This window comes from Pseudoflavonifractor sp. 524-17, from assembly GCF_009935845.1.
Classification (GTDB): Bacteria; Bacillota; Clostridia; order Oscillospirales; family Oscillospiraceae; genus Pseudoflavonifractor_A.
In genome coordinates this window covers 1-22,278 of the sequence record NZ_QWEK01000038.1, presented here as the reverse complement: position 1 = coordinate 22,278, position 22,278 = coordinate 1, and the positions used below count along the sequence as shown (strand labels likewise).

Below are 22,278 nucleotides of genomic sequence, written 5' to 3'. Positions count from 1 at the left end.
TATCAAACAAGCGGTCAATTATAAACCAGACATCTCCTTCACCCGCCTGTAAAAGGTGGTCTTACTCATTTTGAGAGTCTGCATGGCCTCAACCGCTGTAATCTCTCCGTTGCGCCATTGTGCAACCACACGATCAAAGTCCGGTGCTGGCGTGGGCTTTCTCCCGGTGTACTTCCCTTGCTCCCTGGCAATGGCGATGCCCTCCCGCTGACGTTGCAGGATGTACTCTCGTTCCAGCTCTGCCACGGCCCCGAAGATGGTCAGCATGAATTTCCCTGTTGGAGTAGTGGTGTCGATGGCCTCCTTCTTACTGACGAACTCAACACCTTTGGCAGTCAACCGCTCCACCAGCTCCAGCAGGTCGCGGGTGTTCCTGGCAAAACGACTGATGCTCTCCACGATCACGGTGTCCCCACGACGAACATACTCCATCATCCGTTGCAGCTCTGGACGGTTGGTATTCTTGCCGCTCATACGGTCGATGTAGACCTCATCCACACCCAAGGATTCCATCAAGACTTCCTGCCGGATGGTATTCTGCTCCTGTGTGCTGACCCTGATATAGCCGATCTTCATATCCATCCCCCTCATATAAAAGTAAAAGTCCCATTAGGGCCGGTTTCCAGTCTGGAACGTACCAGAACTCGAAAACCAACTCTAATGGGACGCTTTTTCATAGTTCCGTTAGGGTAAACCCTAACGGAACGCTATATGAAATCGGACGCACTCATTCCGGGGGCATCCCACGGATGGGCGGGACTGTAATCGCCACCTGTGCTGGATGGAGCCGTAAGATTATCGGCATCTTCACTTGCGGAATTTTTGTACTGCTCCATATCCAGCCCAAAGTATTCAGCCTCGGTGTCCGACAGTTCGGCAATATCAGCCATGTAGCGGTAAGCTTCTTCCTCGCCATCCTCGATCAGCCCATCCTTTAGGACCGTAGCGATCTCACTCATTCTGGCCCAGGAGATGTGTCTTTTACTTATCCGCATCAGGTAGTAATCCAACGCCTTGAAAAGAGCCTCAGCTCTCGTCATCTCGGAGAATTTACCGAAGTCGTAGTAGCAGCAAGTCCAGTCCCAGCTTCCGATTTCCTTATCCAAGCCACTCACAACGGCGTACTGCGTCATACTCTCACCCCGCAGGATAAGAGCATACTGCCCGTTCTCCTCAATAAGCGTATATTTCATTGTGATTCCTCCTCATCATCGGCTAACTCGTCTATTGCAGAGGAAGGATGCTGCCAGTCGCAGTAACGAAACAGGCACTCGGCCATCTCTGCATCACCGCCGCACTCGTCGATGAAGTCCTGGCCTGTGTAGCAACGGCTCAAAACCTCGTCCAATTCTTCCGGGTTTGTAACCTGGCGTTCAAAAGGAATATGGTTCAAGGCTACATCAGGAACATAGATTACCACATCCCCAGGATAGAATCTGTCGGCCTTGAAGATCTCGCAGTCCTGGCCGGGACCAAATGCCAGAAAATCATTGAGCGCATGGCCCTGCTGGAGCTGTGACCTCAGTATAGCCTTTGTTATCGTGGACTCCTGCTCAACCTCCCAGCAGCCAATATAAAGGTACTCCCCGTAGCTGCCCTTCGGTGTGGCCTGGCATACGAAAGAGCCGTCCTCAGACTGGATCGTCACCAGATCATTCCACTCGTAGAATCGGTTTTCCCTGGCAAGGCGTCTCAACTCGGGCAGGGCCTTTGTGTTGATCCAGCCAAAGAACGCATCCTGCTCCCTCTGGCTCCCATCCAGCCGCTCAAAGCTCTGGCGGTCATACAGAAGGCACAATACCTTTCCAGGTAGACCGCTCTGTCGTTCAAGGATGGCCCTGGCCCCCCAGTACATCTTCGGGGTGAAGTTCTCCGGGTGGTTTCCCCACTCATGACTCATAATCTTCCTCCTCGAATTGTTCTGGATCGTCCATATTATCAAAGCCAACGTCTTCCAGGTCAGGTTCATCCATCTCATCAGCCGACGGGAGCAAAGACCGCATAACGTCCCGCCGTGTCTGCACCGACGTAGGTTTTGCGCTGCCAGCGGATACCGTGTGATTGTACTCCGGCGATGTAGAGGGATGCCCGCTGAAGAACTCGGCCAAGGTGCGGTTGATCTCATCCTGGTTCACGTCGTTTTCAACTGCCAGACAGCAGTAATAGACGCAACTGATGAAGTGCGTCCTGCCCTTGACGGTACGGAGGACCTTGTTATTGACATCAATCAGACTCCTGGCGAACACTGAATAGGCATCCAACCCAGAGCTGATCGTGTCCAGCACTTCGCTGTCAACCTCTACCTTGCTGGCCCACTCCCTGAAGGGCTTAGTGGAGAAGTCGGGGGATTCCTCTGTAATAAGCTGGTAAAGCTGCATGGCGATCATTTCGTCAGTGAACCGCTTCCTGCCAGCATCTGAAACTACGAACTGAATTGCCTTGTGCTTGGCAAGCTGCTGGAAGATCGACAAGCTGGGGACGTTGGCACGGGTCAGCTCAATGGAGCTTAAAGGCTTGCCGTTGTTCAGCCTGCGGAAGAACTCTCTGATCTCCGTTTCTGTCATCCCCTCATAATAGTAGATCGTGAGGTTGTAGTCTTTGATACGATCCCGCGCCCATTCCGGTAGCTGCGAGAAATACAATCCGCTGACATCCTCCACACATCCGTTGTCATCTACGACAGCAGGGGTGTCGGTGGACAATGCGAACTCATCATGGAGAAATTCGCTGATGGTGTTTGACCGCTGCTTCCCATCCAGGCTGTCATAGACGCCGTTCTCTTCACGAGTAAAGTACATGGCGGGGATCGCATAGCCGTAGATCATGCTGTGGATCAGGAGAGACTTTTTGTCTGCATCCCACACAAGATTGCGCTGCACGGCGTTATCGTAATTGACCTTGCCCTTCTCCATCTGATTCACCAGGGCCTTCGCCGTCCAGTTGATATTGAATCGCTGCATATTATCGCCTCTTTCCAATCATCAATTTTATTGCCTGTGATAAGAAAGATGGGCATCCCACATTTCGTTGTGAGATGCCCATGCTCAATTTTCAGGCAGGGATCATAGAAAGAAACTCCTGTTCGGTCAGAACAGGGATGCCCAGCTCCTGGGCCTTGGTGAGCTTGCTGCCGGGCTTCTCCCCGCAAATGAGGTAGCTGGTCTTGCGGGTGACGGAGCTGCCGGCGGTGGCCCCGAGGCTAACGATCTTGCTGTTGATGCCGTCGCGGGTGAAGTGCTCCAGCTTGCCCGTTGCGACGATGGTACAGCCGTAGAAGGGGCTGTAGGTTACGCTGTTTTTGTTTTCCATGGTGATACTTTCCTTTCTATCTTCAAATGTAAATTCTCCCTGAAGTGTTTTCCACAGCTCCAGATTGTCGGGAACGCTAAACCATTGATGGATATTTCCGCTCAGAGTTGCGCCAAAGTCCGGCAACGCAGTAAAGTCAAAACCGCTTGTGGCCGCTTTCTCAAACATATCCAAGTTGCCGCCAAAGTAGTTATCCAACGCTCGGCTTGCGGTCCTTCCAATCATGGGAATGTCCATAGCCACCAGATAACGTGCAAAGGTGGTCTTTCTGCTGGCGTTGATGGACCTCTGGAGCTTTGTGTAAGACTTGATGCCGAAGCCCTCTATGCCTATAATCTGATGACGGTATCTGTTCAGATGGTAGAGGTCTTGATATGTGATCAGGAATCCCGCAGAAATGAACTTGTCCAGTATTGCTTCTGAGATACCGGAAATGTCCATGGCCTTTTTCCCGACGAAGTGGACGAACTTGCGCAGCGTTTGATTGCCGCAGTCAGGATTATCACAGTGGAGTGTTGCCACTTGGCCCCCTTTGACACCAGAACGAGCATAGATTCTCGTAGGCTTTCCACAGCAGGGACACCGTTTCGGGATCAGGCTGGGGGCATAATGGCCCCGGTCAAGATTATCCTCAATATGGGGAATTATCATGTTGCGTTTGGAAACGAGGATACGGCACCCCGGGCGCAGTTCCAGTTCCTTGATGAAGGACAGGTTATGCAGGCTGGCTCTCGACACAGTACAGCCGTCGATCTCCACGGGATCAAACAGGGCAACCGGAGCGATCTCCCCGGAACGGCTGGGCGCCCACTCAATAGAACGGAAGACTGTCTCCATCACATCGTCCTCAAATTTGAACGCGATGCCGTCCTTGTAGTGATGCCCTGTCCTCCCCAGCGTCTTGGAGTAGGAAATGCTGTCATAGTGCAGCACGATCCCGTCAATGGGCAGCTTTTCAGTATTGGCGATGGACCTCAGATGATGGATTTTGCTTTCCACCTCCGCTTGGGATGTGCCTTTTGACATACGCACAAAGGGGCAGACCTCAAAGCCAAGAGGCTCCAAATCTTCCAGAAGCCACCCACGGCTGTCGGCGTTGCCGCCAAGGGTATCCATGCCCTCAATAACATTGAAGGCATAGAAGTAGATATGGCGATCCTTACAGATGGACGGATCAAGCAGCCGAATAGAACCAGCAGCCAGATTCCGGGCGTTTCTGATGTCTTTGCCCTCGGAGTCCTTCATCTGCTCGAAATCGTCAGTATGGATCAGGCCCTCTCCCGTGATCGTGAGTTTTCCTTTGTGGGGGATCTTCAATGGCACGTTGCAGAACGCCGGAATGTTGTGGGTGACATCCTCGCCGACCTCACCATCCCCTCGGGTGGATGCCTGGACCAGCTTGCCGTTTTCATAGCAGAGCTTAACGGTCAGGCCGTCCAGCTTCAGCATGAGCAGAGCCGGAGCCACGGCAAGCATGGAAACCAGATCGTCGACCTGCTTGGTCTTGTCCAGGCTCAGGAGCGGGATCGGGTGCCTGACCTTCCGTAGCGCACTCACGGGAGTATAGCCTACCGTCTGTGTCGGGGAATTGCTGAGGATGATCCCCGTTTTCTGCTCCAACGTTGCCAGCTCGTCAAAGAGCCTGTCGTAGACCGCATCGGACACGCTGGGCTTTGCGAGGTTGTAGTATTCATGCCGATAGCGGTTGAGAGTTGCAGTCAGCTCAGCGATCCGCTGAACACTGGCGGTATCAGAGTTAGCCTGTTTTTTCCGCATTTTCTTCACCATCCTTTATGATCTTCTCGGCTGTTGTACTTTCTGCCTTGTAGAATGTATTGTGGTAATTATCGTCCAGAGTGAAACACCATCTGCCGTTGTAAGACTTTTTCGGCTTACGGGTAATGGTCTTTCCGCTCCCATCAACGGGCTTTAGCTGAATCGTTGCAGTGGTGGCCTTGATAATCTCATAGGTGACACGAACAGATTTCCACCTGTGCGTACCATCTTGGACAAACTGCTCCGCTGTGAACCTCTCGCCAACCGTGAAGGGATGTGTCTCTGTCTGTTCGGTAGCCTGGATGATCTCGGCGATCTCCGCATAGGCGGCTGTCAAAACCATGCCCTTTGCACCCCCGGTCAGGATACGATAGGTGATGTTCTGTGGGCCAGCTCCAATCACTTCAACCTCGGAATCAAATCCATCATTCAATCGGACCTGAAAGCCAATTTTGATGTTGTCCTTACTGAACTAGATACCGCCGCACTGGTCAACACAGGCTTCCAGGAACGCTTGCTTGTCTATGGCCTTTTCTATTAACTCAAATTCGTGTTCCATCCAGCCAGCAACCTCCTCTACAGAGATTGGCGTACCGTCAAACCGCTTTTTCTTTTCGCCGTTCTCCATGGCAGCCAAAATTCCCTCGTAGTGGACGATGTTCTTTTTCCTGGCCCGGATTTCCTTCTTGCACTCCTTGATACGGCGGTCAAGATAAGCGACATCCCGGTATTTAGCCCCATCTGCTGTTGCCTTGGCTGTCTTTGCTCTGTCTTGAAAATATCCGCTCTTGCGGTATTCTTCAAAGCCTTTTTCGTACTGAGCGAACATCCTTTCCCGCCGATGTGTAAATGCCTGACTTCCAGCATGACCAGCAATAATCGGCTGGGTAAAGAACGCAATATCGCCGTGCATACGGTTAAGGGGCTGCTGCAAGGCTGCTCCCCGGCGCTCGGCGTTCTCGGCGTACTGTTCGTAACGCTCGGCTCGTCTCTCGGCCCGATCTGCCTGACGCTCCACCTGTTCAGAGAAGGAAAGGCGCTCACCCTGACGCTGTTCCTCAGTGAATCCCAGTTTGGCAGCGATCTTCTTCGCCCACCAAAGATTCGGTTCCTTGGCCCTGCTCACCCAGCAGCCCCCGGTACGGCTCCACAGGAACGCACTTTTCAAATCGGCCTTCTGGTCAGCAGTCAGGGCGTTGTACTCGGACTTCTCGAAATGAAGTTCAATTTTGGTCGTTTCCAGATTGAAAATGTACTGTTTCATGTCAGACCGCCTTTTTCTGGATGCCGTACACATCATCCACATAGTAGGCCCCAGTGAAGAAGTTGAAGATCGCCGTACACCGTACACCGTTGACCTCGGCCAAATAGCGGTTGTCGCCAATGCACTCAATGATTTCAGCCTCGCCCATCACATGGCGGTCATGCTCATGGCCTTTCAGACTGTGGATATACGCTCTGACTTTCATGTTCTACCTCCATAAAATAGTAATGAACTGGAGCCGATGAATACCGACCCCAGCCATACGTTACAAATCACAGCACCAGTTTTCTTCTTCATAGGCCGTACTATAAGTGCGGTTGAACTCCCGCACGGCCTCGCCGGGAACATAGGTTTCTCCGTCCGGGCAGAACCGGCCCTCGGCGATCACCCGCCGCAGTGTGTCTCTCATCTTCACCTCATCATCGGCAAAGATGTCCCGCTCCTCGGCATCGGTGATTCTGATAACAGCCCCTATCCGAATCCATAATTCTTTCATCATCAGCTCTCCCAACTCAGCCGATAGCGGCCCTGGCCCGGCAACAGAAGTTCTCCATGCAGTTCATAGCAGCACCCTTGGGCATCTTCAGGAGCCGTGCGGCCTCATGGAGCGCAAAGCCGTCTACCAGCAGTTCAATGATTTTGTTTTCCTTTGGCGTGGCTATCTTTGCCGCCTGCTCCAGAAGGGCCTTGTCCTCAGTCTGCCGTTCAACGTCCTGCTTTTGGTCAGGGATGGTGCTGTGGCGTCCCGCAGTATCTAGGCTGACAGTGTAGCCGCAGCGTTTGGCACGGGCGTTGTATTCACCATCCCGGAGAACGGCATCCTTCATGGCTCGAAACGCCATAGCCTTGAACTTCACGCCAGCCGGAGGATTGCGGAAATACTGCTGCACAGCGGAGAGATAGCCGAAGATAACAATGTCGTAGTAATCGTTCATTGCAAGATGTTTCTTTCGGATATACTCAGTTACCAGATCATGATTCTGTTCCGCAAACTCTCGTTCCTCCTGTGTCATAGGACGCAAAGCCCTCATTCTTCTCAACTCCTTCATGATGGTTTGATTGATATATGGGATGGCTTTCAGCAGGGGATGTCTGCCACCCCGACCAGCCATAGACTGTCCGTAGTAATCAGATGGTGTTCCCATGTGAGCTTCAGATGCCGGGAGATCAATTTCTCAGCCAGCACGATTCCAATGCCGCCGACATCTACACCGCCCTCATCAGGCAGGGCATCCTCCCAGTCCTCCGGTGTGGCCTGTGTAGCCTGTAAGAGCTGGCAGAGTTTGGGAAGGGGGAGACGGCAATTTATAAAGGTCACGTCCCAAAATGAGCCGTCTATCACATTGACCTTGCACGGGACTTGAAGCCCCAGGACTTCCTTGATTTCTTCCGATACAATGCCACCGACCTCGGACCACCTCAGCTCGACAGTACGTTTCTCAGATATGTCCCTCATATCTGGCTGACCTCCTATAAAGAAGCAGCGGGGCAGTTACCCACCCCGCCGCTCCGCTAACTATTCATACGTTCAAATTCCTGCTCAGACAGGACCCGTGATTCCCAGTGCCAGAGCCTTGACCAGCTTACTGCCGGGCCTCGCTTCCAGAATCAGATAGCCCGTCCTCCTGCTCACCTTGGATACAGGTTTGGCCCCCAACTCCAATAACCGGGCTTTGGTGCCATCACGGGTGAAGAGCTCTAGCTTGCCAGTGACAGCTATGGACTTCCCGATGAAAGGGTTATCAGGATTCATGCGCTCACCCCTCAATCGACCTCCAACGGCAGGCAGACGATGTGACCGCCCATGCCCCAGAACATTTCAGGGGTGTAGAACAATTTTCGATACTGCTCGATCTGCTCCATGGTCAGGCTGGTGAAGTGGTCACTGTCGGCGGGAGTACCGCACAGGAAGAAGGTCCCGAACACGATGTCATACATCTGTCCGGATTTATTCCGAAGACCACGGTTCGCCGGCAGGTTCATCAGCTTGCCCTCGTCATTGCAGACCAGAGCAACAGAATTATCGAGGTAGATGGGCTGAATATAGCCGCCTACAATCTCCTGCATGGCCTTCAAGGAATCGTCGATCTCCCGTACTTCCGGCCTGCGCTCCGGTTCAACTACTAAGACACGCATAGCAGCACTCTCCCACCTCAAATTTCCCACGCAGCCAGCGGACAGCTTGACGTTTCCGAGAAAACTCTTCTGTCCAGGCATCCCCAGTGGTATTGTCCACCGCCACCCATGTACGCCCTTCCTTCGTCAGAAACAGCCCCAGCGGGGTACGGGAATCTATTACGTTCAGCAGTCGCTTTTGGTTGACCCGGTGAATCCTGATCCTACTCATCCGTTTCCACCACTTCTAAAGTAAAGATAGGAAAGCTGTCCCAGTTTGCGTCCGCAGGGGATTCAATCCCATACAGCGCAAGAACAGCTTCCTGTGTTTCCGGTGTCAGATCCCGGAAATAGATTTCAAGTTCTTTCATGGGTTTTACTCATTCCTCACGAAAAGTCCGCTTCACTCAGGCAGCCGATCCAGTAGGAGGCTCCGGGCGTGTGATTGAAGTCGCAGTTCTCGATCCGCCGCTTGATCTCCGCCAGCTTTTCTTCCCGCTGCTCCGAGTGGTTATGGAAGAACTCTCTGGCCTCCCGCCGTCCCTGCTCAAATTTATCGTAATCAAAGGTTTCGTTCATCATGCGCTGGAGAGCTACCGCAGACATTTTTACGGTTTCAAACAACTCTATTTCCCCTTTCTGAAAAAGCAAATGGCCCGGCATCCCCACCGTAAGGCAGGGGCACCGGGCCATCATAGCGTATTTTATCTTAGCTGGCCTCGGCCAACTCCGGCATCATCTGGGCGGCGTTCACGATCTCCATGAACTGCTGCCCGAACGTCCTCGCTTGGGCCGCTTCTTCCGGGCTGAGAGTACCGACCGTCTGGAAGTTAAACAGGGCGTAGGGTTTTCCCTGCTTGCTGGTGGCCTTCTCCAAGGTGATCTTCGTGACCACGCTGCTGATCGGCGTCAGGGTACTCAGCAGACGGGTGGAGTATTTCAGGAAACGGGGCTTGCTGGTCACGGGAACGCGAACCAGCAGGGGAATGATGCTATTGGGCCGCAGCAGGAACAGCAGCACAGATTCCTTACACGCTTTGGCGTTGCTGTCGCCGTCCTTGGAACCGAAGTCATTGTACGGACACAGAGCGCAGGACTTCCCATCGTGGGAGATAATGCTGTTCTGGCTCATGCAGACGGGCGGCGTTCCCTCTACCGGATCGGGCGTATCCCAGTAGGCCCGGGGCGTGGTGTAGTCCAGCACAATGCCCGACAGCTCCGTTGCCGCCTCGTTTCCAGTCAACCCCGGAACCTCAAAGATCGTGGAACCGCCAGACGGAGACTTCACGATGTCGAACAGGTCGAGGGTCAAGGGCTGGCTTTTCAGATTCGCCCGGATGATGTCGAGGGCGTTGTTATTCAAGGCCAGATAGCTTGATTCCACTGGGGCCAGCGAAGCAGCGGCGGCAGAAGCGACGGTGATATTCTGATCTCCTGCCGGCTGCTGCAACTCCTGTACTTTACCGCTCATACGGCCTTTCAGTTTCGTATTGTCCATGATGAACCTCCATTCAGCTTGCCGCCTTGATGGTAAAGCGGCGGTAGGATGTTTTATTGGTGTACTTCTTGCAGAGGGCAGGATGCTCAACCTTCAAGGTCTTGCTGTCGAGCCGTTCCTGAAACACGCTCTTCCAGGTGACGATGCGATCACCAGCAGTCCCGACCTCGTTCTCGCCCATCATCTCCTTCAGAAGATTCTCGGCCTTCTGTTTCCGCTCGGTAACAGCTTCCAGTTCTTCACAGGCCTCATCATATTGGGCCAGCAGATCAGCGGCGGTGTCCGGCAGGGTGATGTGGGACTGAGGGATGCTGTCACGGAACCGATTAGCGAGGAACTTGGCAGAAGCATTGGAGCCATCCAGCGGCGGGGGAGTACAGTCCTGCACATGGTTCCAGAAGGCCGACTCCAGCTCAATGAGCATAGAAATCAATTCCTCGTCACGCTCCACGAACTTCCACTTGAAATTGTTGCCGCCAATGAGGACGGCAATGTAGGTTCCGGCATACCCAGTGACAGCCATGTAGTGCTGCACTTGGAGCATGTACTCGTCCGGGATGGTATCTTCCCACTCGCCAGCCTTGTAAGCGGAGGCGGTCTTGGCCTCGAAGATACAGGTGCCAACGTCAGGGACTTCGCAGATGCCGTCCAGGTTCGCCAGCATGAAGGGGTGTTCCTCGCTCTGAAGAAGTTCACTCTTATGGCAAACCTCAATCCCGGTACGCTTGGTGAACTCGGCCCGAACGAAGGGTTCAAGCTGCGTCCCCCAGTAGGCAGCTTCCCCGGCCTCCTGCGCTTGGAGCTGGTTAGTTTTTTCCATCCACAGTTCCACAGGAGACTTGTAGCGGTTGATGCCGCAGACCACGGATGCGTCCGAACCGCCGATACCCTGTTTCCGATACTCCAACCAGTCCGCATAGGGCATATTCTCGGTGGACACTAAGATTTTTGCAGGCATATGATAACCTCCTTTACGCTGCTGCCAGAGCCATCCTATACGCCTTGTCGATCATGGGATTGCCCTCAACAGTCCGCAGGAACAGGTTCTCGTTGTAGTTCTTGGTCTTGCGGATAGGATCGGCGTGGGTGGCGAAGTCGCTGATGGCATTGACGAATCGGTAGCCGTTCTTCCCCACGTTGGAGAGGTCAGGAGCCTCCCAATACCGGGCCTTCATGTTGTCCAACATACGCAGATTGTTCTTGCGCTGGACATCCGGCAGATCAAGGGTGACAGGGAAGAACTCGTTCATGAACTCCATGACTTTCTTATCGGTGAGCTTGATCCGGGACAGAGCATCAATGCCACGGCCCAGCTCGCCCATGTACTTCTCGGCCAGTCCCAAGGTTTCCTCGGCCTCATGGACACGGAGCATGACATTCTCGGTGTGCTTGGTGGTCCAGACACGCTTGGCACGATCCAGAGCCAAGTTGAGGGTGTTCTGGCAGACAACCCGGATGGGAGTCATGGCGACCTTGATGCCAGAGCTGCCGTCATGGGAGTTCATCACCACCAGATAGGGGGCGATCTCATCCCCGGCGATGATGTAGCGGTGGGGCATACGGGCCAGCATCCAGACCTTACGGCCACCCTGCAAGGCCCCGGCAGTCTCGTAGGTCACGCCAGCCCCCAGCAGGTCATCGGTGAACTGGAAAGCGTCCTCGTTCTGTACCACTTTGTATCTGTCGGACACGATGCCCAGGGCGGCGTTGTCGGTACTGCGGGTGTTGACCTTGTACCCAGGGATCAGGGAACCATCCTCGGCGTAGACGTTCTTCTGCTCCACCGTCCAGTCAAGGCCGGCGCAGATCAGGGCGTCGGCGGAGGTGGGAGCCTCCTGCACCTCAGTCCCCAGGCCATGCCAGGGCTTTTCACGGACATAGAACATGGTTTCAACATTTGCGGGCATAATCATTCCTCCTAAGATAGATTTGGTTTGGTGGATTGCACTCAACCCATGACGGACATAGACATAGAGGGCCTCCCACATGGGAAGCCCTCTATTCCAGGTGCGTATCAGGGTTGTCGTAGAACTTCGTAGGTTCCTCCTTTTCATCAGAGTTTTGCACCGCTGTCAGCAGCACAGAAAGGGCCAGCAGAATTGCTTTGAGAATCTTTTTCTTGGACAATATAAATCACTCCATTTCTTATTGTGCTGCAATTAGAATATATCGCTGCAATGGAGTGAGATGCGATGGTTTACTGCCCTTTATTTCTGCGCCATTTCCCCTTTTTTGCGGTCTAAATTCTGATGATAATAGTAGAGAAAGTTTTCCAGCGACCCGGTTCCCTTCATAAGTCGGCTTGCCTCCTGAAGCACATCCCATTCCAACTTGTCATCCCACTGGTCGATTTTTTCCAGCCACAGAATAGGTGGATGCCCATGATACATTTCCCCGCCGTCAAGAAATTCAACTGTGAGGCTGATGTTGTCGTAGCTGGGGGGATTTCCCGAGAACCGTTGGTATTCCGCTCTAAGGCACTTTTCCAGTCCTCTTGACTGACCTCAACAATGGCGGGACGGGAATCCCCGGCTATCTTCACAATGTCCCCAAGCTCAAACGGGTTTTGCAGGGGGATATACGCATCTTCAAAACGGGATTGGTACGGATGACTGAAATTAATACTGGTTTCCTCGGTATAGCACGCACATTCGAGGAGCACACCGCCCTTCGTATACTGGGCCTGACCGCCTACATACATTTTGTCAGAATCGTTGTTCGCAGCACTGCCGTCAAACTTGTCCGTAAAGGATTCTTTTCGTATCTGGAAGGTTTCCTTGGAATGGTCTTTGCCGTAGGCGATTGCGGCATCTAAAGTAGAGAAGTAACGGCTTCCCCACTCGTCCTCGTCATCCGGGATAAAGATGAAGAAATAACTGCCATCATTTTCAAGAAAAATCCGTTCATTTTCTGCTTCTGCGGCAAGCCGTTCCCGGATTTGCTCTTTCAGCATTTCATCCGTAGTTGTACTGGCAATTTCACGAAGGGCATCTAATATTTCCGGCATTGGCAGATCAGAGTTCCAAATGATGGTGGCCTGTTGGGAATCTGTAAATGTGATCCCCTGCTCTCTGTAGTAGTTCCGCATGAAAGTGGACATCGGTAATTCTATCATGTCGTTAATTCCTTCTATAGAAAAATATTTTTCACTTCCGGCCAAGCGCTGCCTTCCATTCTAACATAGTCGTATATCTCCATCCCCAATTCCGGCTTTGCGCGAATCAGTGGGGACAACACAGCGAAAGGCTCCTCTTCGTCGGTCAGCTCCCCCGTCCATCTGGCAGCGCGGTACAGACATGAAACCCTGGAACTATCCCCCCTATGACTGAGGAAATGGTTATGCTTAAACGCCCCTGTGCACAAAAGACCGTCCTTGCCAATGGACAGAACCGATATGCAGCAGCAGTCCCGATTATCTCCTATACCCAAAATGAGTACCCGGCAGGGTGCGGCATAGGGCAGACAATCAGCCACTACAATGTCTCCTGGCTGAAAGGGTACTGGAAGATTGGGATAATCACCGAGATAATCAAGCAAATCCAACCAGTCCTTCGGAAGTTCACGCCTGGAACATTCATACTTGAAATACCAAAGTTCCTGTGTGTTATTCAGATACCAGGTACAGTATTCTCGCAGCCCATCCCTTCCATCTGGTATGTATTTTGTGATGGTATAGCTCAATCCCTCAAATGCACAGTCATTAGGATTCTCTTTTGCCTGTTGCTCAAGATAGCGGATAGCGGCGTCAAACTTCGTGAAAAAGGCATTATCAAACAAACAGCTTCCATTGTCATCATAGCTGGATGCTTTCAGCCAGAATACAGTTCCATCCGGGCCGCTGTACCGTTCCGCTAAGGCAGTACAGCAGGACTGGGCGAAGCGGGAAGCATAAATTGGTTTCCCATTATAAGCCAATAACGGCTCGGCCTCCTGAACAATCCGCTCCAGCACAGGCAGCTTTCGTTCAATAGGTGCTGGGGCATATGCGACAATATCAGCACAGAACGTCGAGATAGATTTGAATTTAGGCAGTTCCACCCGAAGATAATCACGCATCTCCTTGGATTCTATAAAAGACAGGGATTCTTCAAGATATGATTGCACTTCCATTATCTGCGCCCCCGTTCATCAGCAATCGCCTCCTTCTGGAATCGCTCAAATGTCTGGTAGCCGTTCTCTTTGCATTGGGGGCAGGGATTGACTGTTGTATGTACCAAGCCCAACCTGTAGGGACACCTGGAACAAGGCGGTTTTACCTGATGAATCAGCTTTTTCAATTTCATGGTCTGTATCTCCTCCCGTTTCATCAAAGCAATGTTGTGATTTTCCCTGTTGGGTCAAATTTATACCAAGTATCGGAGCCGTGCGAGTCTCCTGCAAACGCAAGGCATACCATCAGGGAAGCGTACTCATCGGGAATAAACTCGGATTCTTTGACGGAATAGATTGCGCTGATATGCTCCTTCCACCGTCCATTTTGAGCTTCGGCGGCGCGGCAGATATAAGTAAACTTCCCTTCCGGGGCATCGTTGTGCCTTGCGGATATTTCATGGGTGACACGCAGTTCATCACACCACGCAGAAAACAGCGGACCTATTGTTCCCATCGGTGTTACATCTTTCCTGACACGTTCCGTCTCCTCCCGACTGGCAGGAGTTTCCTTCTCTGGAAAGTAGCCAGATCCATAAATCCTGTAGACGCGCTGGGCACTGCGAACGGTATAACAGCCTGCCGGAAAGGTCACTGCGGACAACTCCCCAGGCAGCAGTTCGCCTTCTGGTACTTTCTTTCCGATTTCGCTCCACTCCCACGCCGCTATGTGCAGCGCGTCGGTAAACACAACCGTTCGTTTCCAGTGTTCCCGAATTGTAACACGATCTTCATTTTTTATATTCATTACAAACACGCTCCCTTCTCTCAGAAACGAAAACAGGAGGACGGCCACAGCCGCCCTCCTTAAATCAGCAGATCATCCCTCGTACCCTTTGGGGTATTTGATATCCAGCAGTGGACGGTCATTGGGATTGGTGATCTTCACGGCCATGATAGCTTTGTGACAGGCCATGAGCTGATCTCTGACCATTTCCAAATGCGCCTTACTCTGCGGGACGATGTACTTCTTGGATCCGACTTCCAGCAGTTCAAGATACCAGTTGACCATCTCCAGTTTGCCAAGGCAATAAGAGGAGATCATCATCTTGTCGTTGGCATCCTTAATGGCCTCCGTTTCAATCTGAATGTAGGACACCAGATCAGAGGGAATCTTTTTCAGCTTTTTTGCTTTTCCAAACATGCGTATGTACTCCGTTCAGCGGCTTTTATACCGGATTTATTCCCCATCAATCCCACATTCTTCGCCGGATGGAAGCATTTTGAAAATAGTTTTCGTCGTATTTTGCAGCCCGCAACTCTCCAAATTCTGACGGTGCTTTTCACTTACCCGCACGTAGCTTTCTGTGCCATCTTTGAATACAAGCTCATAATAATAGTAGGTTTTCGCCCGGGTCGGCCTAAACTTCTTTTCCACATACCTGCTGCGCAACACACATTCAGGGGTTAAGTAGACGAGCTCATGCTGCTCTGCATCTACCACAATGCAGGACTTCGTTCCGGCAAAAACAATACTACAATCATGGAAACGCCCTACTTTCACCTTGCTTCCATGGTCTTTTTTCAACTCCGCTTTAATTATTTCCGGTAAATCACCTATGTACTTTACAATGATGTCGCTTATCGCAGTTACAATGTTTGCTGTGCCTGCATCAGCGGCATCCACCACATCGGGAAATCTTTCAGCAATAATCTCCCCTTTGGTTTTTTTAGGCTGCATTTTCCCTGCCACAAGATCCCCTGCTGCATCTACAATTTTCGCGGCATTTCTATCAACCGCATCAATCATCTCTACCTGCTTTGCAACTTGAATCCCCTTCTCTGCCAACTCTAATTGAACATTTGCATCCTTGCCTTCGCCCATGTTAAAAAACTCCTTTGCTTAAATTTGTTTCACATTTATGCTTCAAGGCCTTATTTGATATATCCTTGAATTTACTTGTGTGAAGGATTTCTCACGCGCATCCGCAGCTCTCCTTCCGGAGTTGTGCCCACAACCTCAATTTTATCCGATAAGAACATTCCGTGTAAATAGGGAATAAATTCGAGCCATAGCAGATCATATTGTGATTTGCGGGTTTCATCCCGTAGGCCAAAAGTCATGGGAACTCCATACTTTTCAAGCACTTCTTTATCGAACTTGGAGATTTCGCTGTCATAATACGCAGCAAATGCTTCGCGGCCTTTTCGCCCATATCCCAAGTCTGAACGGCAGGCTCTCAGCACATACAGGCCATCTTTCCTTCCGATTTTCAGCCCATGACTATCGTATATCAGATCAACGCGCTCCGTTTGTCTTTTCGCAAATTCGTGATGCCCAACAATTATTGTCCTGGGAAAGTTTTTCCCTAATTTTTTCATAGGTTCAAGATATTCTCTGCAAAATTCCTCGGAGTCCATAACGGCAATCTGATAACTGGGCTCTGAAGCATATATGTATTTTGATATATTTTGGGCTGCGTCATATGGGGCCTTACCATCATATACAATAAAGACAATGCTTTTTAGTTTTTGTAAGACTTCCTTCCACTCCTTTTCTTGCCTCTTGCGTTTTTCTCCCAGCTTTTTTTCTACCTCTAAGCCAAAGTACCCAAGAGCAAGTATTTTCACAAAATCTTCAATCATGGAAAAACTCCTTCTATCAGTTCAGATAATAAAGTTGTCTGTAATAGATTTTCCTGCTGATGTTCGTCCTGCGTCCCTCATCTTTCTTTTTATTATATCCCAATCGCCCCTTTTAGTCAATATAAATACCCCTTTTCGATATTTCTTCCTGTATATCTATGCAGGTAAAATAATTAGGGGGTGATCGTATGGACTATAAGAGGTTAGGAGAGCGGATCAGAGAAGAACGCTTACGGCTAAACCTCACCCAAGCCCAGCTTGCAGAGGCTATTGATATATCAGATACCTACATGGGCGCAATTGAGCGAGGAGAGCGGAGCCTTACGCTGGATACTCTGGTGCGGCTCGTCAACCGTCTTGGCGTGACTGTGGACTACCTGTTATCTGATTCCGTGTCCGACAGCGATGCCAACATCATGGAGCAGTTCAAGCAGATCATGGATCAGCAGCCCTTGGAGCGCAAGCAGATGGCAATCAATGTACTGCGAACAATCTTCACATATTTTGACGGGGAGGGGGTGTAGCGGACTACCCCCCTTCCGTTTCTTTTCCAATGCGGAGACTTCTTACAAAGTCAACATCATCCATCAACCGCCGCACAGCCATATTGACAAGGTACTCGACGGACAAATTGTACTCGGCAGAAAGCGTCCGCAGCCTGTCATACAGCAATGGGTCGGTGAGTTGGACAGTAAAGGTTTCTCTCTCAAACATAAAATTCCTCCATCGTGTCTAAGCACAGGCATCCTAACCAGCCGCCTTGAAATGCACAGCCACAGTCGATGTCGATCAAATTTCCGTTATGATAGATCTTTGCCGGAGTATCTTCCTTGTCATCTTCCACCGCAAGGAGCTGAACAGGTGTGTGTCCAACAACAACGTACTTATCTGGGTAGTAAACGGTATCCGGCTCAGGACGGCACCAAAGAATCTCATTCGGCTCATAGTCAGATAAGGGCCGAGAGGGAGAAAAGTTGTCCAATCCTCCATGTACGAGAACGAAGCACCGCCCTCCAATCTCTACTTCCCGGTAGAGCGGCATTTTCCTCATATACTCCCAAACAATTTGTGATGGTTCATCGTTCAGCCAGAGAAAGTCTGCTAAAGACAGCTCTCCACCATTACGGAACCACAGTTTCAGAGCCTCCGTTTCATCCTTAGTCAAAGCTGTTTTCCTGATTTGCCGGACGTTACGCATGATACCGGGGAGTGCTTGGATCGCCATTGTCTCGTGGTTTCCCATCAATCCTACCACATTGGGCCGCTGAGCCATATCCAGCAAAATCTTGAATCCATCCGGGCCACGGTCAATGACATCGCCCAGGACGTACAGCGTATCTTCGGGGCAAAAGCGAATAACGCTCAGCAGTTGCCGGTACTTGTCATAACAGCCATGAATATCTGAAATAACATAGGTCATTGCGTTTCTCCCTTCTGGTTATTCAAAATATTGGCTCCCGTCTGTTGGTTCTCATTATAGCAGGCTATCCTTCTTCTGTAGTCAACCGCCAGTAGACTTTTGCAAATTTTTATCTTCCCCCTTTCTTTGCTCCGTGGTATCTGGTATAATTTCAATATCCAATCTATGGAGGGGTGTGTATGGGAGAAACGTCGTACAAATCCAATCGAAATCTTTTGGGTGCAGAGAGTATTGCGAGTTTTCTGGCAACGAATCAGAATAATATGCTCTATATGACCCTTTCGGAGTATTTAATGGCTCTGCTCAAACAAAGGAACCTCCGGCGTTCTGATGTAGTTCGTGATTCCGGCCTTGAAAAAGCATACGTCTACCAGATTTTCAACGGAGAGAAAAAGCCCTCCAGAGACAAGCTGATCGCTATTACGTTTGGCCTCCATCTTCCGGTTGAGGAAACCCAAAGGACGCTGAAGCTGGGCGGTTACAGCGAACTGTACGCACGGGTAGCGCGGGATGCTGTCATTCTGTTTGCTGTCAGCCATGAAAAGGACATTTGGGAAACCGATAGTCTGCTGCACAACAATGGTTTTCCAACTTTACTCGCTCTGGATAAATAACCGATTTTACTGGACTGGACGGTATAGGCATTTGTAGTCACCTCTTTTCATCATCAACGAAAACAAACCTTCCTGTGCTGCACATGAGCAGCATAGGGAGGTTTGCTTTATTATGAGAAGAATATATATCTACCGCCATCACTCATACGTCCTATTTATCTTCGATTTTCAGCGAAACTGGGTCGAGAATTATAATCTTTTTCCCCAGCTTTTGAGCGTATCGCACCGTTGCCGCAGTCCCTCCCCTCCGCTCTCCGTTGTAGACAGCCAGCAACACCCCAGCAGCTTCCACCAGCCGATGATTCCGATCAAGCATACATCCCTCATAATACTCCTGGCTTACATACTCCACAGAATCGGCCTGCCTCAAAATCGAGCGATACCGCTCCTGTGCTGAATCACCCCACCTGTCAGCTTGTCCTTCATGGGGTAAGATCAGATGGAGCTTCAGCGCAGGATTCTTTTCCCTCAGTTTCAGGACAATCAAGGCCGCCCAGCAGTCTACCCCATCTGCGCCGCCACTGTAGAAGTCTGTTATCCCGGCCTCAGTCAGCTTTGTAATCTGCTCTGTCAGTGCGACTTTCAATGCTACACATCGACTATCGTATTCGTTGTACCGCCACGGGAGCTTGTGCGGACGATGGCCGGTGAAGGCGCAACAGTCATCCAGCATAGAGGTTCACCTCCACAAAGAGTTTCGCTCAATTATACTCTATACGTCGAGTTTTGTCCATAGCGTTCTGGATTTAACACGTCTAATTCGCTCATAATACAAATGAAACATCGACGCAGGAGGGATAGCAGTGGATTTCAAGCAGGGTGGACAGGCAATACAGCGCATACGCAAGGAGCGAGGCATGACCCAGGAGCAGCTTGCCGAGATAACGAACGTTGCCTCCAACTCGATCTCACGGATCGAGCGTGGGTTGCTGATGCCTGCCCTGCCCACCTTGATCGACATTTGCAATGCCCTTGGGACTGGTGCTGACTCCATTCTGGCAGCGTACATTGCAACAGACACTCCCATTCGATGGACACCTCTGGCGGAGAAGCTGGGAGGGCTGGACTTGGAGAAGCAACGCAAGATCGAAGCTATCCTCGACTGCTTGATTGAGACGATTTAGCCATTTCAGCTTTGTCTTGACTCATATTACGACGGAAAATGTAACTGAACACTTGATTTTTGACCTCTGCTCGCCAATTATATATGCTATATTCTTCGATTCGGTATTATGGGAGGATAATCATGGCTTTTTTGTTTGACATCAAGGGCCAGCTAAATACAATGCATCTTGCAGATTCAAAAGCCCTTTGGCCACTATTTGAAGCAGTTGTTAATTCTATTCAGTCGATTGAAGATTCACCTAATCAAAATTGTGGCAAGATAGTTATTCGAGCATATAGAAAACCATCTACTCAATGTGGATTGGAACAAAAAGAACCCCTTGAACGTTTTGAGTCTTTTTCTGTTACGGACAATGGTGTGGGGTTAAATGACGAGAATTATAAGTCCTTTAATACTGCATATTCTACATTAAAGGTACAGAAAGGTTGCAAGGGTATAGGAAGATTTCTTTGGTTGAAGGCATTTGATTCTGTTGAAATCAAAAGTGTTTTTGCAGAAGGTGAGTCCTTTTTTTGCAGAGAATTTCTCTTTACTTCAGATGGTATCTCGCCGGAAAATAATCAATTTGAAACATCTACGCAAGAACTTGCTACTACTATTCGATTAAACAATTTCCATACTAACTATCAAAATACCGCACCAGTCGAATTAGAAGTGGTTGCAAAACGAATCATTGAGCATTGTCTTCCGTTCTTTATTTCTGGTAAGTGTCCTAAAATCATTCTTTTGGATGATGAATCTATCCCAATAAATCTAAATCAATACTACGAAGAAAATGTAAAAGATTCTCTGCACCAAGATCATTTTTTAATCAAAGACACAAAATTTACCATATATCATTTGCGTTTACCAGAAGGCTTTTCTGGGCACGAGTTGCATTTGTGTGCAAATATGCAGGAGGTTCGTTCTGTCGAGTTAAAAAAATATATCCCAGATTTACAAAAGAAAATCGTTCCAAAAGATGGTTCGAGCGGTTTCTTCTATGTAGGATATATTGTTAGTGACTATTTAGATTCCAGAGTTAATTCAACGAGGACAGAATTTAATTTTGATGAAAACTACGACCAGATTTCTTTTTTTGGAACTGGAGAGGAATCTATTCTAACTGCGGCGATGGAGTACATTAAAGGATATTTGGCGGACTATTTATCTGACATAAGGAAGGAAAAGCGGCAACAAATAAACGATTTTGTACAGCAAGATCGCCCTACTTATCGCTATTTGCTGCAAATGAGGCCGGAGGTCTATGACAATATTCCAGCCGGTCTAAAGCCTGATGCATTGGAACTTGAACTCCACAAAGGGGTTCAAATATGGGAAATGGAAATCAAAAAACAAGCAATACGATTAGAGAAAGCAGCAAAGGAGGCGGCCTCAGAGAAAGATACAACTTATCAAGCCTTATATGAAAAGTATTGGGCTTCTGTTACTGAAATTAGCAAAACCGCTCTGGCTGAGTATGTGACAAGGCGGAAAACCCTTTTAAATTTGCTCGATAATGCGCTTACGGTACAGAATGATGGTAGTTTCAAAAAAGAGGATGTTATTCACTCTTTGATTTGTCCAATGCGGCATACATCTGATGATATAACATTTGAAGAAATGAATCTTTGGATTGTTGACGAAAGGCTTGCTTACCACAGGTACTTAGCTTCAGATAAAACTTTGAAGTCAATGCCAATAATCGACAGCAGTAGCAGAAAAGAGCCAGATATTGCAATTTTTGATCGAGCATTTGCCTATTCCGATAGCGATGAGCCGTTTACAACTGTAACAATTGTAGAGTTCAAGAAACCGGATAACGACAGCAAAAACCCTATCAATCAGGTCGGTGAGTATGTTGATCTTATTCGGTCAGGGAAAAAAGTAAAAGCGAATGGCCAAGCATTTACCATTACGGATGGCACCCTTTTTAGATGTTATGTCATATGCGACTTGACAGATAAGATGCGCACCCATTGTTTGAACAGCAGTTTGCTACCCACAGCGGATAATCTTGGATATACCGGTTTTAATCAATTCCGGCATGAATATATTGAGGTCATCTCCTATTCCAAACTCCTTGCGGATGCCAAGAAGAGGAATCAAATCCTATTCGATAAACTCTTTTCTACTAAGCCAGGTGAAGTGATTCATATACCGGATGCAAAGGGAACTACTTAAATGCCCTATCTAAGAAAGGAGTCTATAGTTGACGTAACAAAAATTCCTCAACTGTATGGAGTTAAAAAGCCGGGCGGAATCGAGTCAGGGAATCAGCTTAAATTAGGATGTCAGAAGGATATTTAGGCTTGCAATGTAGAGTAATGCCAGCTATAATAAAGAGGCAAGGTCAAGGATACTATGTCGTAGGGCAATGTGATTTATCCTGTAAAGGGCAATAACACTTAGCCTACGCCATAGAAAAAAGTGACCTTGCGT

General features: G+C 49.7%; 32 protein-coding genes. 4 read left to right on the top strand and 28 right to left on the bottom strand.

Annotated elements, in window-relative coordinates; translation table 11 throughout:
• Positions 1 to 18: 18 nt before the first annotated feature.
• The 25 genes from D1159_RS13500 to D1159_RS13385 form a co-directional block, all read right to left on the bottom strand.
• Positions 19 to 576 (bottom strand): recombinase family protein, encoded by a 558-nt coding sequence (locus tag D1159_RS13500; RefSeq protein ID WP_161846199.1) that lies wholly within the window; start codon positions 574 to 576, stop codon positions 19 to 21.
• 131 nt (positions 577 to 707) lie between these two features.
• Positions 708 to 1,193 (bottom strand): hypothetical protein, encoded by a 486-nt coding sequence (locus D1159_RS13495; protein ID WP_161846191.1) that lies wholly within the window; start codon positions 1,191 to 1,193, stop codon positions 708 to 710.
• Positions 1,190 to 1,900, bottom strand: coding sequence for a hypothetical protein (locus D1159_RS13490; protein WP_161846190.1), 711 nt, complete (start codon positions 1,898 to 1,900; stop codon positions 1,190 to 1,192). Before D1159_RS13490 ends, D1159_RS13495 begins: the two co-directional genes overlap by 4 nt.
• On the bottom strand, positions 1,890 to 2,960 hold the full coding sequence (locus D1159_RS13485) for a DUF262 domain-containing protein (RefSeq protein WP_161846189.1): 1,071 nt from the start codon (positions 2,958 to 2,960) through the stop codon (positions 1,890 to 1,892). The genes D1159_RS13490 and D1159_RS13485 overlap by 11 nt, the downstream gene beginning before the upstream one ends.
• Positions 2,961 to 3,051: 91 nt before the next feature.
• Positions 3,052 to 5,085, bottom strand: coding sequence for an NAD-dependent DNA ligase LigA (gene ligA, locus D1159_RS13480; RefSeq protein WP_161846188.1), 2,034 nt, complete (start codon positions 5,083 to 5,085; stop codon positions 3,052 to 3,054).
• The gene (locus D1159_RS13475; protein WP_161846187.1) at positions 5,066 to 5,518 is read right to left on the bottom strand and encodes a hypothetical protein; all 453 of its coding nucleotides are present in this window, start codon (positions 5,516 to 5,518) and stop codon (positions 5,066 to 5,068) included. The genes ligA and D1159_RS13475 overlap by 20 nt, the downstream gene beginning before the upstream one ends.
• Before the next feature lie 39 nt (positions 5,519 to 5,557).
• Positions 5,558 to 6,349 (bottom strand): DUF3560 domain-containing protein, encoded by a 792-nt coding sequence (locus D1159_RS13470; RefSeq protein WP_161846186.1) that lies wholly within the window; start codon positions 6,347 to 6,349, stop codon positions 5,558 to 5,560.
• A gap of 1 nt (position 6,350) precedes the next feature.
• Positions 6,351 to 6,554: a hypothetical protein gene (locus D1159_RS13465; protein WP_161846185.1), complete on the bottom strand. Its 204-nt coding sequence runs from the start codon at positions 6,552 to 6,554 to the stop codon at positions 6,351 to 6,353.
• 60 nt (positions 6,555 to 6,614) lie between these two features.
• Positions 6,615 to 6,848, bottom strand: coding sequence for a hypothetical protein (locus tag D1159_RS13460; RefSeq protein WP_161846184.1), 234 nt, complete (start codon positions 6,846 to 6,848; stop codon positions 6,615 to 6,617).
• 13 nt (positions 6,849 to 6,861) lie between these two features.
• On the bottom strand, positions 6,862 to 7,380 hold the full coding sequence (locus D1159_RS13455) for a hypothetical protein (protein ID WP_161846183.1): 519 nt from the start codon (positions 7,378 to 7,380) through the stop codon (positions 6,862 to 6,864).
• A 47-nt stretch (positions 7,381 to 7,427) separates the two neighbouring features.
• A complete protein-coding gene (locus D1159_RS13450; protein WP_161846182.1) occupies positions 7,428 to 7,805 on the bottom strand; it encodes a hypothetical protein in 378 nt (125 codons plus the stop codon).
• 84 nt (positions 7,806 to 7,889) lie between these two features.
• Positions 7,890 to 8,102: a BRCT domain-containing protein gene (locus D1159_RS13445; RefSeq protein ID WP_161846181.1), complete on the bottom strand. Its 213-nt coding sequence runs from the start codon at positions 8,100 to 8,102 to the stop codon at positions 7,890 to 7,892.
• An 11-nt stretch (positions 8,103 to 8,113) separates the two neighbouring features.
• Entirely contained in the window at positions 8,114 to 8,485 is a 372-nt protein-coding gene (locus D1159_RS13440) for a DUF3846 domain-containing protein (protein ID WP_161846180.1), read from the bottom strand.
• A gap of 203 nt (positions 8,486 to 8,688) precedes the next feature.
• Positions 8,689 to 8,835 (bottom strand): hypothetical protein, encoded by a 147-nt coding sequence (locus D1159_RS13435; RefSeq protein ID WP_161846179.1) that lies wholly within the window; start codon positions 8,833 to 8,835, stop codon positions 8,689 to 8,691.
• Between the two features lie 16 nt (positions 8,836 to 8,851).
• Entirely contained in the window at positions 8,852 to 9,088 is a 237-nt protein-coding gene (locus tag D1159_RS13430) for a flagellar biosynthesis anti-sigma factor FlgM (RefSeq protein WP_161846178.1), read from the bottom strand.
• Between the two features lie 85 nt (positions 9,089 to 9,173).
• On the bottom strand, positions 9,174 to 9,962 hold the full coding sequence (locus tag D1159_RS13425; RefSeq protein WP_161846177.1) for a hypothetical protein: 789 nt from the start codon (positions 9,960 to 9,962) through the stop codon (positions 9,174 to 9,176).
• A gap of 13 nt (positions 9,963 to 9,975) precedes the next feature.
• Positions 9,976 to 10,920: a lambda-exonuclease family protein gene (locus D1159_RS13420; RefSeq protein ID WP_161846176.1), complete on the bottom strand. Its 945-nt coding sequence runs from the start codon at positions 10,918 to 10,920 to the stop codon at positions 9,976 to 9,978.
• 13 nt (positions 10,921 to 10,933) lie between these two features.
• Entirely contained in the window at positions 10,934 to 11,869 is a 936-nt protein-coding gene (locus D1159_RS13415) for a DUF932 domain-containing protein (protein ID WP_161846175.1), read from the bottom strand.
• Positions 11,870 to 11,960: 91 nt separating this feature from the next.
• On the bottom strand, positions 11,961 to 12,089 hold the full coding sequence (locus tag D1159_RS20080) for a hypothetical protein (protein ID WP_279280092.1): 129 nt from the start codon (positions 12,087 to 12,089) through the stop codon (positions 11,961 to 11,963).
• Between the two features lie 163 nt (positions 12,090 to 12,252).
• Positions 12,253 to 13,077 carry a hypothetical protein gene (locus D1159_RS13410; RefSeq protein ID WP_161846174.1) on the bottom strand — a complete coding sequence of 275 codons (825 nt, stop codon included), beginning with the start codon at positions 13,075 to 13,077 and terminating at the stop codon, positions 12,253 to 12,255.
• Between the two features lie 14 nt (positions 13,078 to 13,091).
• Positions 13,092 to 14,072, bottom strand: a complete 981-nt coding sequence (locus tag D1159_RS13405) for a hypothetical protein (RefSeq protein WP_161846173.1) — start codon at positions 14,070 to 14,072, stop codon at positions 13,092 to 13,094.
• A gap of 196 nt (positions 14,073 to 14,268) precedes the next feature.
• A complete protein-coding gene (locus tag D1159_RS13400; RefSeq protein ID WP_161846172.1) occupies positions 14,269 to 14,907 on the bottom strand; it encodes a hypothetical protein in 639 nt (212 codons plus the stop codon).
• Between the two features lie 24 nt (positions 14,908 to 14,931).
• Complete coding sequence (locus D1159_RS13395; protein ID WP_161846171.1) at positions 14,932 to 15,255, bottom strand: hypothetical protein; 324 nt, start codon at positions 15,253 to 15,255, stop codon at positions 14,932 to 14,934.
• 36 nt (positions 15,256 to 15,291) lie between these two features.
• Entirely contained in the window at positions 15,292 to 15,936 is a 645-nt protein-coding gene (locus tag D1159_RS13390) for a hypothetical protein (protein ID WP_161846170.1), read from the bottom strand.
• A gap of 71 nt (positions 15,937 to 16,007) precedes the next feature.
• A complete protein-coding gene (locus tag D1159_RS13385) occupies positions 16,008 to 16,697 on the bottom strand; it encodes a hypothetical protein (protein WP_161846169.1) in 690 nt (229 codons plus the stop codon).
• A gap of 188 nt (positions 16,698 to 16,885) precedes the next feature.
• Here D1159_RS13385 and D1159_RS13380 point away from each other — a divergent pair, with 188 nt between their 5' ends.
• Positions 16,886 to 17,221, top strand: coding sequence for a helix-turn-helix transcriptional regulator (locus D1159_RS13380; RefSeq protein ID WP_161846168.1), 336 nt, complete (start codon positions 16,886 to 16,888; stop codon positions 17,219 to 17,221).
• A 4-nt stretch (positions 17,222 to 17,225) separates the two neighbouring features.
• Here D1159_RS13380 and D1159_RS13375 read toward each other — a convergent pair whose 3' ends face one another.
• Positions 17,226 to 17,411 carry a hypothetical protein gene (locus D1159_RS13375; protein WP_161846167.1) on the bottom strand — a complete coding sequence of 62 codons (186 nt, stop codon included), beginning with the start codon at positions 17,409 to 17,411 and terminating at the stop codon, positions 17,226 to 17,228.
• Positions 17,404 to 18,117 carry a metallophosphoesterase family protein gene (locus tag D1159_RS13370; RefSeq protein ID WP_161846166.1) on the bottom strand — a complete coding sequence of 238 codons (714 nt, stop codon included), beginning with the start codon at positions 18,115 to 18,117 and terminating at the stop codon, positions 17,404 to 17,406. Before D1159_RS13370 ends, D1159_RS13375 begins: the two co-directional genes overlap by 8 nt.
• A gap of 179 nt (positions 18,118 to 18,296) precedes the next feature.
• Between D1159_RS13370 and D1159_RS13365 the strand changes: the two genes are divergently transcribed.
• Positions 18,297 to 18,731, top strand: coding sequence for a helix-turn-helix transcriptional regulator (locus D1159_RS13365; RefSeq protein ID WP_161846165.1), 435 nt, complete (start codon positions 18,297 to 18,299; stop codon positions 18,729 to 18,731).
• A gap of 151 nt (positions 18,732 to 18,882) precedes the next feature.
• On the opposite strand, the gene D1159_RS13360 is transcribed toward D1159_RS13365, so the two are convergent.
• On the bottom strand, positions 18,883 to 19,404 hold the full coding sequence (locus tag D1159_RS13360; RefSeq protein ID WP_161846164.1) for an SLOG family protein: 522 nt from the start codon (positions 19,402 to 19,404) through the stop codon (positions 18,883 to 18,885).
• A 130-nt stretch (positions 19,405 to 19,534) separates the two neighbouring features.
• Here D1159_RS13360 and D1159_RS13355 point away from each other — a divergent pair, with 130 nt between their 5' ends.
• Positions 19,535 to 19,855, top strand: a complete 321-nt coding sequence (locus tag D1159_RS13355; protein WP_161846163.1) for a helix-turn-helix transcriptional regulator — start codon at positions 19,535 to 19,537, stop codon at positions 19,853 to 19,855.
• A 122-nt stretch (positions 19,856 to 19,977) separates the two neighbouring features.
• Entirely contained in the window at positions 19,978 to 22,020 is a 2,043-nt protein-coding gene (locus tag D1159_RS13350; RefSeq protein WP_161846162.1) for a hypothetical protein, read from the top strand.
• Positions 22,021 to 22,278: the final 258 nt, after the last annotated feature.

Bases quoted from the DNA above. Each gene is read 5' to 3' on its own strand.
- D1159_RS13365 (WP_161846165.1), top strand. From the start codon at position 18,297: ATGGGAGAAACGTCGTACAAATCCAATCGAAATCTTTTGGGTGCAGAG.
- D1159_RS13485 (WP_161846189.1), bottom strand. From the start codon at position 2,960: ATGCAGCGATTCAATATCAACTGGACGGCGAAGGCCCTGGTGAATCAG.
- D1159_RS13375 (WP_161846167.1), bottom strand. From the start codon at position 17,411: ATGTTTGAGAGAGAAACCTTTACTGTCCAACTCACCGACCCATTGCTG.
- D1159_RS13490 (WP_161846190.1), bottom strand. From the start codon at position 1,900: ATGAGTCATGAGTGGGGAAACCACCCGGAGAACTTCACCCCGAAGATG.
- D1159_RS13385 (WP_161846169.1), bottom strand. From the start codon at position 16,697: ATGATTGAAGATTTTGTGAAAATACTTGCTCTTGGGTACTTTGGCTTA.
- D1159_RS13500 (WP_161846199.1), bottom strand. From the start codon at position 576: ATGAAGATCGGCTATATCAGGGTCAGCACACAGGAGCAGAATACCATC.
- D1159_RS13380 (WP_161846168.1), top strand. From the start codon at position 16,886: ATGGACTATAAGAGGTTAGGAGAGCGGATCAGAGAAGAACGCTTACGG.
- D1159_RS13395 (WP_161846171.1), bottom strand. From the start codon at position 15,255: ATGTTTGGAAAAGCAAAAAAGCTGAAAAAGATTCCCTCTGATCTGGTG.
- D1159_RS13465 (WP_161846185.1), bottom strand. From the start codon at position 6,554: ATGAAAGTCAGAGCGTATATCCACAGTCTGAAAGGCCATGAGCATGAC.
- D1159_RS13450 (WP_161846182.1), bottom strand. From the start codon at position 7,805: ATGAGGGACATATCTGAGAAACGTACTGTCGAGCTGAGGTGGTCCGAG.
- D1159_RS13420 (WP_161846176.1), bottom strand. From the start codon at position 10,920: ATGCCTGCAAAAATCTTAGTGTCCACCGAGAATATGCCCTATGCGGAC.
- D1159_RS13440 (WP_161846180.1), bottom strand. From the start codon at position 8,485: ATGCGTGTCTTAGTAGTTGAACCGGAGCGCAGGCCGGAAGTACGGGAG.
- D1159_RS13350 (WP_161846162.1), top strand. From the start codon at position 19,978: ATGGCTTTTTTGTTTGACATCAAGGGCCAGCTAAATACAATGCATCTT.
- D1159_RS13495 (WP_161846191.1), bottom strand. From the start codon at position 1,193: ATGAAATATACGCTTATTGAGGAGAACGGGCAGTATGCTCTTATCCTG.
- D1159_RS13445 (WP_161846181.1), bottom strand. From the start codon at position 8,102: ATGAATCCTGATAACCCTTTCATCGGGAAGTCCATAGCTGTCACTGGC.
- D1159_RS13425 (WP_161846177.1), bottom strand. From the start codon at position 9,962: ATGGACAATACGAAACTGAAAGGCCGTATGAGCGGTAAAGTACAGGAG.
- D1159_RS13415 (WP_161846175.1), bottom strand. From the start codon at position 11,869: ATGCCCGCAAATGTTGAAACCATGTTCTATGTCCGTGAAAAGCCCTGG.
- D1159_RS13435 (WP_161846179.1), bottom strand. From the start codon at position 8,835: ATGAAAGAACTTGAAATCTATTTCCGGGATCTGACACCGGAAACACAG.
- D1159_RS13390 (WP_161846170.1), bottom strand. From the start codon at position 15,936: ATGGGCGAAGGCAAGGATGCAAATGTTCAATTAGAGTTGGCAGAGAAG.
- D1159_RS13460 (WP_161846184.1), bottom strand. From the start codon at position 6,848: ATGATGAAAGAATTATGGATTCGGATAGGGGCTGTTATCAGAATCACC.
- D1159_RS13470 (WP_161846186.1), bottom strand. From the start codon at position 6,349: ATGAAACAGTACATTTTCAATCTGGAAACGACCAAAATTGAACTTCAT.
- D1159_RS13360 (WP_161846164.1), bottom strand. From the start codon at position 19,404: ATGCTGGATGACTGTTGCGCCTTCACCGGCCATCGTCCGCACAAGCTC.
- D1159_RS13410 (WP_161846174.1), bottom strand. From the start codon at position 13,077: ATGATAGAATTACCGATGTCCACTTTCATGCGGAACTACTACAGAGAG.
- D1159_RS13370 (WP_161846166.1), bottom strand. From the start codon at position 18,117: ATGACCTATGTTATTTCAGATATTCATGGCTGTTATGACAAGTACCGG.
- D1159_RS13405 (WP_161846173.1), bottom strand. From the start codon at position 14,072: ATGGAAGTGCAATCATATCTTGAAGAATCCCTGTCTTTTATAGAATCC.
- ligA (WP_161846188.1), bottom strand. From the start codon at position 5,085: ATGCGGAAAAAACAGGCTAACTCTGATACCGCCAGTGTTCAGCGGATC.
- D1159_RS13455 (WP_161846183.1), bottom strand. From the start codon at position 7,380: ATGAGGGCTTTGCGTCCTATGACACAGGAGGAACGAGAGTTTGCGGAA.